Here is a 9,079-nt window from a genome sequence, read left to right as displayed (position 1 = left end):
GTAGAAATAGGACTAACCGATATCAAGGGGGATATTAAAGTGTTAGACGAGAAAATCGAAGGCATCGACAATCGGCTCAGATCGGTAGAGGGAACCCAAAAAAATCAGGTCTGGACATTAATTATCCTTTTGGGGAGTGCCATTATTACGGCCGGTTGGAAAGTATTTTTTTCCAGTAATATCTGAGTTCTCTAATTCTCAACAAGACTACAGTTAACCGCTCCTGAAAAAAATTTTCTTAAAGCCTAGACTAAGATAAAATTATATCCAACCAGATGCAGTATAGGAGTTGACCCAATGTCTAACGAAACTGTTACTTATTCCCTTGATGTCGTCCTTAAAGAAATTAAAGACAGTATCAAGGAAGTTAGCCAGAAATTCGATAAGATTGATGAACGGTTTGATCGATTAGATAATCGCTTAACAAAACTTGAGATAGGACAAGCTGATATCAAAGGGGATATTAAAGTGTTAGACGAGAAAATCGAAGGCATCGACAATCGGCTAAAATCAGTGGAAGGAACCCAAAAAAATCAGGTCTGGACATTGATTATCCTTTTGGGAAGTGCCATTATTACGGCCGCTTGGAAAGTATTTTTTTCCAGTAATATCTGAGTTCTCCAATCCTCAACAAGACTACAGTTAACCCAACACAAAAGGATAAAACCTTGTTTCTGGTTGACCAGATTTTCTAATTGCTTACTTGCCAATACAAAAACGGCTAAAAATGCGATCGAGTACCGATTCAGTTACTTCTTCGCCGGTAATTTCTCCTAATGCTTGAATGGCAGTACGCAGATCGATCGACCAAAAATCAAAAGGTAAATTTTGGTCAATTGTTTTTTTGACCTGTTGCAAAGCAATTTTCGCCCTAGTTAAAGCGGCCGCTTGTCGTTGATTAATGGCTAAATCCAAATTAGCCGCCTGTAATTCTTGATTTTGGACAGCATTAATAATACTTTTTTCTAAGTCTTCAATACCCTGATTTTGGGCGGCGGATAGCTTGACAACTCGCTCAATTTCTGCTGGGTAAATTATCATTTCGGGATTAGCTAAATCAATTTTATTAATCACTAAAATTAATCGGCGATCGCTGACAGAGCGATAAATTTCCTCGTCTTCCTCGGTCCATCCTGACTCTGCGGAGACGGTTAAGAGAACTAAATCAGCAGACCGGGCCGTTTGACGGGAACGTTCCACCCCAATTTGTTCGACTCGATCGCTGGCCGAGCGAATTCCTGCCGTATCGAGGACTTGTACGGGGATTCCCGCCACAACTAGCTGAGATTCGACAATATCGCGGGTAGTGCCGGGTAAATCGGTGACAATCGCTCGATCGCTCCGACTCCAAGCATTTAACAAACTGGATTTACCCACATTCGGCCGCCCCACGATCGCCACTTTCAGACCACTACGCAGCAATTCCCCGCGCTCGGCAGTGGCTAAAATTAAATTTACTTGACAAAAAACCTGTTCTATGCTATAAAGAATCACCTCGTGATCCAAGGGCGGTAAATCCTCTTCAAAGTCAATACGGGCCTCTATTTCGGCCAAAATATCGAGACAGGTGGCACGCAAATGGCGGATCGGTTGCGCGAGTTTCCCCTGTAAACCAGCGAGGGCAAATTGTGCCGCTTGGGGAGAACGCGCCCCAACGAGATCGACGACGCTTTCAGCTTGAGTTAGGTCAATTCTGCCGTTAAGAAAGGCACGCAGGCTAAATTCCCCCGCTTGTGCCAAACGGGCCCCATTTTCTAGACATAACTGTAACACCTGTTGTACGGGCATAATGCCGCCATGACAGTGAAATTCCACCACATCCTCGCGAGTGAAAGAGCGGGGTGCTAACATGAGCAACAGTAAAGCTTCATCGATAATTGCTTGACTTTGGGGATGCCGGATATAACCGTAGAGAAGACGATGACTTTGCCATTTTTGACGATTGCGGGTATGAAAAAGCTGACGAGCGATCGCCAATGCCTGACTACCGGATAAACGGACAATACCGATGCTACCCTGTTGCGGAACGATCGCCGTAGCGATGGCAGCGATCGTATCCCCTGTGTTTAACATCTCTTAATCACTCCTTGCTAAAATTGAACTCCGTATCAATTTTGTCAGCATTTATGCCCGAAAATATGCATTCACGGCCATTAAAAGCGAGAAAAAGCGGCAAATATTCGAGTAATCGCTTACTGCGATTTTTGCGCTATTGGTATATTCGCTTAATGCGATTACAAGGACATCCTAGGGAAATTGCCAGGGGTTTTGCCTTGGGAGTTTTTTCGGGATTTTTCCCGTGGATGGGCCTTCAAATCATCGTCGCTATCTTTTTAGCCACCCTATTTCGTGCCAACAAAATCGCAGCTGCTGCAGGTACTTATATCAGCAATCCCTTGACCGATCTGCCAATTTTCCTGTTTAACTATAAATTAGGAGAGTTTATTCTTGGTCAAAGCGGGCGATCGAATCTGGGCAACATTTTTCAAACTAATCAAAGCTTCACCGAAAAGTTAGCTAGTTCTGGCGGCCAATTTCTTTTGACCCTGTTTTTTGGTTGCTTACTATCAGCGACGGTATTTGCTACGATAACCTATTTTGTTAGCTATCGCCTAGTTCATCAACGGTATCACCGGCGACAAACAGGTAGAAAACGCTGATAAGTCTAAACTATGATTTGAATGATTGAATGAATACAATGATTGTGTTGTATTCAGCAAGTCTTCATCAATGATCAATCATAGTCCATCCCATAGTCAAATTGATCGCAGTTAAGACGATGGATGTGACTGTCGCATCATTTGTAAATTATTACGAATCATTTGTGTATTGAGATGCTCTTTACTTAATGTATTGCTATACAATACTTTTGTCATTTAATCAGTAGGAAGCAGGTCTGAAATTATATTTTTAAAATCTCTCACTTTTGCAATAAAAGGAAGAACTTGTAATTCATCAAAATCTGCAAAGTCTGTATAATCTGCTTCGAGACGGTATTCAAACAATTCGTTATAAATTGCACCAAAGTCTTTTGAAATAATTTCACTACGGATGTAGTTTTTATTGAAGAGACTACGGACACCTGTATGTTTTGGAGATGAGAGATTATCATAAGCAAGTAAAGCCGTAACAGCATAAAAGCAACTATAGTATAGACGATTGATACAACTATTCCATCTTGCACCATCAGCAAGAGAACAAGCATCTTGATAAGCTTCCTCTGCACGATTTAAACGATACCTAATTAGTTGATCGTGAGGGGAATTTTTACTCATAGCATAATAGCTTCTTTGTTAACTGATTGCCAGAAAGGAGTAGTTTGTAATAAGGGATGTTCCCATTGATTTTTGCTGCGAACAATGGTACAAATAACTTCTTCTGTTTCCCATTCGATTTCATAAATTTGACGACGGATTTGAGATGTGCGAGTAGGGTTGGTGATCCCATCAACTAATACTAATATATCCCAATCAGAGTCTGGTTGAGCATCATTCCGCGCCCGTGAACCATAAAGAAATATTTGCGCTTGTGGTTCGATCGCTTGTACTGCTTGTTTAATTTTATTGAGTAATAGTTGTTTTTCCATGATTTTTTATGACCTTTTTTGTACTGCAAAACAATATTAACAATATAATCCATCCCATAATCCCATAATAAGTCTAAACTGTGATTTGAATGATTAAATGAATACTATGATTGTGTTGTATTCAGCAAGTCTGTACCTTTTTGTAAATTGCAAAAAATACAGGCATAGCACAAATTATCAGCCGAAGTTGCTCCCCCATGTTTAACACTAATGATATGATCCACCTGACAGCCAGATACCCTATCAGAAGCAGAAATTAAGCAATATTCACAGAGAAAATCGGCACGTTCAGCAACTAATTTTCGCAATTCTGCACTAATGTAAGGTCGAGCCATTTTAGTTAGCTCCATTGAGATATTTGTGAGCTTTTGCTTTTGCTAGGGTTATAATATGTTCTAGCATTAAATAAGCATCGAGTTCCTGTTTTTCATCTTGGGTAAGTTCATTATTTTTAGCGTTATAAATTAGGTCTTCTAGGCGATTTTGAGCGGTATCGGAAAGATGAAAGTTAATCACCGATTGGGGGGTGGTTCCCCCTGCGATTAGTTCAATAATTTCGTTATAGACTTTGATGGTTTGAGTTGCTGTATTCATGGGTTTATTCTGTTGGGTTTATTGGGTAGGGAAAAAGCAATTACAATTTAATGAACTGTAAAAGAATTGCTGTTTTTCTATCAGGTTTAAAAGTGGCGATCGCTGTTTAATTTATATTAGGAACACTATTAATTTGTCAACCAGATTTTCTGATCCTAAACTTATTTTTATCCACAATTACCGTTGAGCCAATAATTTTTTTTATATCTACGGTATTGATAAAATTTTCTAAAACCTGTCTAATTTCTACCGCTATCGCCTCAAAAGGAAATCGTAAAATAATCAGACCACAATGGGTATTGGGAGGATAATTTTTGATATTAGCCCATCCCAAATCACGGCTAATAATAATTCGCTATTCTCGTTGAGCAAATCGAAATAGCTCAGGGTCTTTTGTGCCACTTAGTCCAGAGGTTTTTACATGAATAGCGTCATAACCTTTAGAATTTAGCAAGTTGCTTAAACTTAAGGGGCAGTCTTCATCAATTAAAAAGCGAATTTTCAACTGGTTTTCTCCATTGGATAAATGATTTCATTATTTAAAAGTTCAGAAAAATATGCTAAAGAAGCAAGAATTTGCTCTTGAGTAACTCCATATTCCTCCATGACTTCTTCATAGCTCATTCCTCCTGCCAGGGAACCAATAACAATGGCGATCGGGATTCGGGTTCCTGTTAAGATTGGTTTACCATGTTGAATTTCGTTATCTATGGTAATAGCATTATTTAATAAGTTGGTTGTCATTAATTTTCTCCGTTTAAGTTTGATTAAGAATAAACTGATTTAATTTCCTAAAAACTTGACATAATCCCATCAATCACAGTTAATACGATGGATGTTGCTGTTGTCGCATCTTTTGTAAACTTTCCCGAATCTTAACAGTATTAGGATGATTCTCCCCTAAAGCTTGCTCGGCAATTGCTAATGCTTGTAAATAGAGGGGTTCAGCTTCTTCGTACTTTCCTTGAGAATTGTACAATTTTGCTAAACCATTGAGGGAAGATGATACATCGGGATGATTCTCCCCTAATAGTCGTTTTCTCAATTCTAAAGCTTGTAAATAGAGTGGTTCAGCTTCTGCGTACCTTCCTTGGGATTGGTAGAGTTTTGCTAAATTATTAAGATTTTCAGTGATATTGGGATAGTTATCGCCTTCAAAAATTTCTGGACAGTATTTTTTTTGATTTGCCAGAAATTCCTGTGAGGTAACTTCAGTAAAATCTTGGTGGATAATATTGCGAAATTCTTGAGGATCTAGCATGGTTAATTTTCTCCTTCTATTTAATTAACTCTTCATACTCATCATGAGAACCAATCCAAAACCAGTAATAATCTTCACCTTTTTTCAATGCTAAAGCTCTATAATTCTCAGTTATTCGGACTGACCAGACATTTTTCCCTACTTTCTTGAAATGTAATGATCGATGGAAAACATTACTAATCCAGAGACGATAGGCTTTTTTTGCCTGTTGCTTAATGTAGGGAGGTAAGTTGGCATAACATTGCCAAAAATCAGGAGTTGTTAAGGATTTCATCTAAAGGCTTAACTTGATTGTTACTGATATCATTGTTGACTTTTTGTAATAGTCGATCGAGTTTCCCTGATTCGAGATCGTTTTTTATCTGTTTGTCCCAACTATCATCAAGATAGTCTTGTAACCAAGCTGATAATTGATGGATTTCTTCGTCAGGCAACTGGAGAATCGCGGATTCAATATCTTTGAGTGTAGTCATGATTGTTTGGTTGATTGAAGGTGATTGTATTATTTTATATTGTTGTATTATCGGATGGGTTAATAACCCATCCTACGGGAGCGACTCTAAGTTTTCCCGAATCCTAACAGTAGTAGAATGATTCTCCCCTAAAGCTTGCTCGGCAATTGCTAAAGCTTGTAAATAGAGAGGTTCCGCTTCCTCGTACTTTCCTTGGGAATTGTACAATCTTGCTAAATTGTTAAGGGAAGTTGCCAAATCGGGATGATTGTCTCTTAAGAGTCGTTTTCTCAAATCTAATGCTTCTAGAAGGAGAGGTTCCGCTTCTGTGTACCTGCCTTGGAAATAGTACAATTCTGCTAAATTGTTGAGGGAAGTTGCCACAAGGGGATGATTGTCTCTGAAGAGTCGTTTATACAAATCTAATGCTTCTAGATAGAGAGGTTCCGCTTCTGTGTACCTGCCTTGGTATTTGTACAGCTGTGCTAAATTGTTGAGGGAAGTTGCCACAAGGGGATGATTGTCTCTGAAGAGTCGTTTATACAAATCTAATGCTTCTAGATAGAGAGGTTCCGCTTCTGTGTACCTGCCTTGGGATTCGTACAATGATGCTAAATTGTTGAGGGATTGTGCCACAAGGGGATCATTGTCTCCTAAGAGTCGTTTTCTCAAATCTAATGCTTCTAGATAGAGAGGTTCTGCTTCTGTGTACCTGCCTTGGGATTTGTACAATCCTGCTAAATTGTTGAGGGAAGTTGCCACATGGGGATCATTGTCTCCTAAGAGTCGTTTTCTCAAATCTAATGCTTGTAAAAAGAGGGCTTCCGCTTCTTTGTACCTGCCTTGGGAACGGTACAATGCTGCTAAATTGTTGAGGGAAGTTGCCACAAGGGGATCATTGTCTCCTAAGAGTCGTTTTCTCAAATCTAATGCTTTTAGATGGAGAGGTTCCGCTTCTTTGTACCTGCCTTGGGAATTGTACAATGCTGCTAAATTGTTGAGAGAAGTTGCCACATCGGGATGTTCTTCTCCCAAACGACGGCGAGTTACTGCTAGACATTGCTTAAACCAAGGTTCAGCTTCTTCGTACAATCCCTGCCCTTCATAGAATAGCCCCAATCCTGCAAAAGACGGGATTAAATCCTCATCCTCCAGCCATTGTTCTAACTCTGTTGCTGACTCCGCAATATGGGGAATAGATAGGGCGACGGCTTCTACTTGCTCCTTAGTTGGAGTATCAGGAATAGTCTTTGCCTCCTCAACCATACCCCGACAAAAGGAGCGTTTCAACTCATCCCCATCCTCTCGCAGTGCCAACTTAGCCTGAAAAAACTGTCGCACCAACGGATGAAACTGATAAACTTCTCCCTCTACCGCTTGCAACAGATGAAGGTTGAGTAATTCGTCCTCTCTAATATCTTCCAACTCCTCCTCATCCTCAGCAGACAAACACCTTTCTATCACCAACCGCCAAGGAATAGGAGCCAAAGCAAAGAGACTGAGGAAACACCCTAAATCCCGTGCTGGCTGATTCAACTCCTCCCAACTCACCTCAAAAGCCGCCTCTATCCCTCTTTGGGCAGTCATATCTGGCGAAGGATTCTGCAAAGCAGACAACTGTAAGCCCTTATCTATCAACTGCTGTTGCATCCTCGCCAATGTCCAATTACTACGCCGCTTGAGGAAACGCCCCACCAATTCCAAGCCCAAAGGCAAATACCCTAGCAACGCACATAGCCCCTTTCCTAACTCTAATTCAGCTTGCAGACGCGACGCACCAATCAGAGATTCCAGCAAAGCAAGGGCGGCTGATTCGCTTAAAACGGGTAAACGCAACTGCTCAAAAGATGCGGCCAGCCAGTGTTGTCGAGTCGTAATCAATACCTTAAATCGTTGTTCTTGGGGAGGCAAATAATCTTGGATTTCCGCGTATTGATGCACGTCATCTAAAATCAGCAGTACATCCCCTGGCGGTTGCCATCTTGCCCAACAATAATCCAATTGCCCCCGCAAATTCAAATCTTCAGGGGGAAACAAGCCCAACTGCGACTTAGCAAATTCTAATAGTTGTACCCCTACTGTTTCACCTTGCACCCCGATCCAGCAAATACCGCCTGCATAAGTTGATTTTTCCTTATGATGTAGAGCATACTGGAGTGCTAATTCTGTCTTACCCACTCCTGCCATTCCCGTCACGACGGCGGTAATCGCAATTCTTTCTTGTTGCTGTAACTGGTGGTGCAGTTGTGTCATTGCATCTTCACGCCCCACAAAATTAACCGCCCCAGTACGCGCTCGATTGAGATTATTCGGCGATTCTGCTGGTTTTTCCGCTTGGGGAGTCTGAGGAGGATTGATAATTTGGTCGCCCTGTACAACTCCAGCAACTCCATAGGCTGCGTTGAAGTTTTGCTCAATCTTGGACTCTTCTGCCATTGCTCGGATACCTCCTTTGCCACATTGTAGGATGAGTTCGTAACCCATCCCAATATCACTCTGCTGTTTTCCAACCTTCAATTAAAGCCATTGTTACATTGAGGTAAGGATTATCTAGAAATTCCTCAAGGGCAGCTTTCCCCCCTGATTTCACCGCGCCTAGCAATCGCTTTCTGACAGGAGTTGACACCGCCGCATTGATGTAAGCTTCCTTTTGTTTTTCTGTCGCAGTGGGATTTGTCTCTTCCAGTTGTTTGAGCAATCGCTGAATTTCTGCGGCAGCTTCGGCTAAATCTTGCTTCTGAGGAGAGGCGTAGATAATTTGGTCTCCAGCAACTTTTCCGGCTACTCCATAAACGGGTGCATTAAAGTTCTGTTGTACTTCTGGTGAATCAGGCATAGCTCATACTCTCACCGATTAAAAGGAGGGACAATTTCATCGCCAATCTCTTCAGATTTCTGTTCAGGATATCGTAACAAAAATGGCCCTCTTGGATTTGGTGGATAAAATGTATTCTAAGATAAATTTCTCCTAGCGAGGGGGTGGAAGGAACCACAAAGACACAGAGGACACAAAGATCGATCCTCTGTAAGTTAAACTGATCACACAGAACCTAGAAGATTTCGAGAAAAAGCTAAACCTACCAAACCCGGGGCGTAAACTCCGCATCATTTAAAATTATTACATTTTCCCCTGACTGCACCAACACAAATAAACCCTGACGACAACCATAACTCGCCACCTCATTG

The 9,079-nt window shown here is 41.1% G+C and carries 14 protein-coding genes and 2 pseudogenes; 3 read left to right on the top strand and 13 right to left on the bottom strand.

Annotated elements, in window-relative coordinates:
• Both EWV84_RS08620 and EWV84_RS08615 read left to right on the top strand, forming a co-directional pair.
• Nucleotides 1-186: pseudogene (locus EWV84_RS08620) on the top strand (polyhydroxyalkanoate biosynthesis repressor PhaR); the annotation flags it as partial.
• A 111-nt stretch (nucleotides 187-297) separates the two neighbouring features.
• The gene (locus EWV84_RS08615) at nucleotides 298-615 is read left to right on the top strand and encodes a DUF4164 family protein (protein WP_079209767.1); all 318 of its coding nucleotides are present in this window, start codon (nucleotides 298-300) and stop codon (nucleotides 613-615) included.
• Nucleotides 616-699: 84 nt separating this feature from the next.
• On the opposite strand, the gene mnmE is transcribed toward EWV84_RS08615, so the two are convergent.
• Nucleotides 700-2,073 carry a tRNA uridine-5-carboxymethylaminomethyl(34) synthesis GTPase MnmE gene (mnmE, locus tag EWV84_RS08610; protein ID WP_287077667.1) on the bottom strand — a complete coding sequence of 458 codons (1,374 nt, stop codon included), beginning with the start codon at nucleotides 2,071-2,073 and terminating at the stop codon, nucleotides 700-702.
• Between the two features lie 53 nt (nucleotides 2,074-2,126).
• Between mnmE and EWV84_RS08605 the strand changes: the two genes are divergently transcribed.
• Nucleotides 2,127-2,660, top strand: a complete 534-nt coding sequence (locus EWV84_RS08605) for a DUF2062 domain-containing protein (RefSeq protein ID WP_287077665.1) — start codon at nucleotides 2,127-2,129, stop codon at nucleotides 2,658-2,660.
• A gap of 216 nt (nucleotides 2,661-2,876) precedes the next feature.
• On the opposite strand, the gene EWV84_RS08600 is transcribed toward EWV84_RS08605, so the two are convergent.
• From EWV84_RS08600 to EWV84_RS08550, 12 genes and pseudogenes are all read right to left on the bottom strand, one after another.
• Complete coding sequence (locus tag EWV84_RS08600; RefSeq protein WP_287077664.1) at nucleotides 2,877-3,275, bottom strand: HEPN domain-containing protein; 399 nt, start codon at nucleotides 3,273-3,275, stop codon at nucleotides 2,877-2,879.
• On the bottom strand, nucleotides 3,272-3,586 hold the full coding sequence (locus EWV84_RS08595) for a nucleotidyltransferase domain-containing protein (RefSeq protein WP_024971013.1): 315 nt from the start codon (nucleotides 3,584-3,586) through the stop codon (nucleotides 3,272-3,274). Before EWV84_RS08595 ends, EWV84_RS08600 begins: the two co-directional genes overlap by 4 nt.
• 104 nt (nucleotides 3,587-3,690) lie before the next feature.
• The gene (locus EWV84_RS08590; protein ID WP_286826964.1) at nucleotides 3,691-3,921 is read right to left on the bottom strand and encodes an HNH endonuclease; all 231 of its coding nucleotides are present in this window, start codon (nucleotides 3,919-3,921) and stop codon (nucleotides 3,691-3,693) included.
• Between the two features lies 1 nt (nucleotide 3,922).
• Nucleotides 3,923-4,180, bottom strand: coding sequence for a hypothetical protein (locus EWV84_RS08585; protein ID WP_287077663.1), 258 nt, complete (start codon nucleotides 4,178-4,180; stop codon nucleotides 3,923-3,925).
• 355 nt (nucleotides 4,181-4,535) lie between these two features.
• Entirely contained in the window at nucleotides 4,536-4,685 is a 150-nt protein-coding gene (locus EWV84_RS22840) for a DUF5615 family PIN-like protein (RefSeq protein ID WP_353737472.1), read from the bottom strand.
• Complete coding sequence (locus EWV84_RS08580) at nucleotides 4,682-4,924, bottom strand: DUF433 domain-containing protein (protein ID WP_002744173.1); 243 nt, start codon at nucleotides 4,922-4,924, stop codon at nucleotides 4,682-4,684. Before EWV84_RS08580 ends, EWV84_RS22840 begins: the two co-directional genes overlap by 4 nt.
• A gap of 79 nt (nucleotides 4,925-5,003) precedes the next feature.
• Nucleotides 5,004-5,441 carry a tetratricopeptide repeat protein gene (locus tag EWV84_RS08575; protein ID WP_287077662.1) on the bottom strand — a complete coding sequence of 146 codons (438 nt, stop codon included), beginning with the start codon at nucleotides 5,439-5,441 and terminating at the stop codon, nucleotides 5,004-5,006.
• Between the two features lie 16 nt (nucleotides 5,442-5,457).
• Nucleotides 5,458-5,715, bottom strand: a complete 258-nt coding sequence (locus EWV84_RS08570) for a ParE family toxin-like protein (RefSeq protein ID WP_002737575.1) — start codon at nucleotides 5,713-5,715, stop codon at nucleotides 5,458-5,460.
• Entirely contained in the window at nucleotides 5,693-5,914 is a 222-nt protein-coding gene (locus tag EWV84_RS08565; protein ID WP_002736659.1) for a hypothetical protein, read from the bottom strand. Before EWV84_RS08565 ends, EWV84_RS08570 begins: the two co-directional genes overlap by 23 nt.
• 72 nt (nucleotides 5,915-5,986) lie before the next feature.
• On the bottom strand, nucleotides 5,987-8,377 hold the full coding sequence (locus tag EWV84_RS08560; protein WP_287077660.1) for a tetratricopeptide repeat protein: 2,391 nt from the start codon (nucleotides 8,375-8,377) through the stop codon (nucleotides 5,987-5,989).
• Nucleotides 8,378-8,384: 7 nt separating this feature from the next.
• A complete protein-coding gene (locus EWV84_RS08555; protein WP_287077659.1) occupies nucleotides 8,385-8,729 on the bottom strand; it encodes a hypothetical protein in 345 nt (114 codons plus the stop codon).
• A gap of 241 nt (nucleotides 8,730-8,970) precedes the next feature.
• Nucleotides 8,971-9,079: pseudogene (locus tag EWV84_RS08550) on the bottom strand (DUF3782 domain-containing protein); the annotation flags it as partial.

The organism is Microcystis sp. M_QC_C_20170808_M3Col, assembly GCF_007095505.1.
GTDB lineage: Bacteria > Cyanobacteriota > Cyanobacteriia > Cyanobacteriales > Microcystaceae > Microcystis.
Note: the sequence above shows the minus strand (reverse complement) of the source record. Positions and strands in the feature narration are given on the sequence as shown.

What these genes read in the sequence shown, in the direction of transcription:
- EWV84_RS08585 (WP_287077663.1), bottom strand. Translation starts at nt 4,180, where the DNA reads ATGAATACAGCAACTCAAACCATCAAAGTCTATAACGAAATTATTGAA.
- EWV84_RS08570 (WP_002737575.1), bottom strand. Translation starts at nt 5,715, where the DNA reads ATGAAATCCTTAACAACTCCTGATTTTTGGCAATGTTATGCCAACTTA.
- EWV84_RS08555 (WP_287077659.1), bottom strand. Translation starts at nt 8,729, where the DNA reads ATGCCTGATTCACCAGAAGTACAACAGAACTTTAATGCACCCGTTTAT.
- EWV84_RS08590 (WP_286826964.1), bottom strand. Translation starts at nt 3,921, where the DNA reads ATGGCTCGACCTTACATTAGTGCAGAATTGCGAAAATTAGTTGCTGAA.
- EWV84_RS08605 (WP_287077665.1), top strand. Translation starts at nt 2,127, where the DNA reads ATGCCCGAAAATATGCATTCACGGCCATTAAAAGCGAGAAAAAGCGGC.
- mnmE (WP_287077667.1), bottom strand. Translation starts at nt 2,073, where the DNA reads ATGTTAAACACAGGGGATACGATCGCTGCCATCGCTACGGCGATCGTT.
- EWV84_RS08560 (WP_287077660.1), bottom strand. Translation starts at nt 8,377, where the DNA reads ATGGGTTACGAACTCATCCTACAATGTGGCAAAGGAGGTATCCGAGCA.
- EWV84_RS08565 (WP_002736659.1), bottom strand. Translation starts at nt 5,914, where the DNA reads ATGACTACACTCAAAGATATTGAATCCGCGATTCTCCAGTTGCCTGAC.
- EWV84_RS08580 (WP_002744173.1), bottom strand. Translation starts at nt 4,924, where the DNA reads ATGACAACCAACTTATTAAATAATGCTATTACCATAGATAACGAAATT.
- EWV84_RS08615 (WP_079209767.1), top strand. Translation starts at nt 298, where the DNA reads ATGTCTAACGAAACTGTTACTTATTCCCTTGATGTCGTCCTTAAAGAA.
- EWV84_RS08575 (WP_287077662.1), bottom strand. Translation starts at nt 5,441, where the DNA reads ATGCTAGATCCTCAAGAATTTCGCAATATTATCCACCAAGATTTTACT.
- EWV84_RS08595 (WP_024971013.1), bottom strand. Translation starts at nt 3,586, where the DNA reads ATGGAAAAACAACTATTACTCAATAAAATTAAACAAGCAGTACAAGCG.
- EWV84_RS08600 (WP_287077664.1), bottom strand. Translation starts at nt 3,275, where the DNA reads ATGAGTAAAAATTCCCCTCACGATCAACTAATTAGGTATCGTTTAAAT.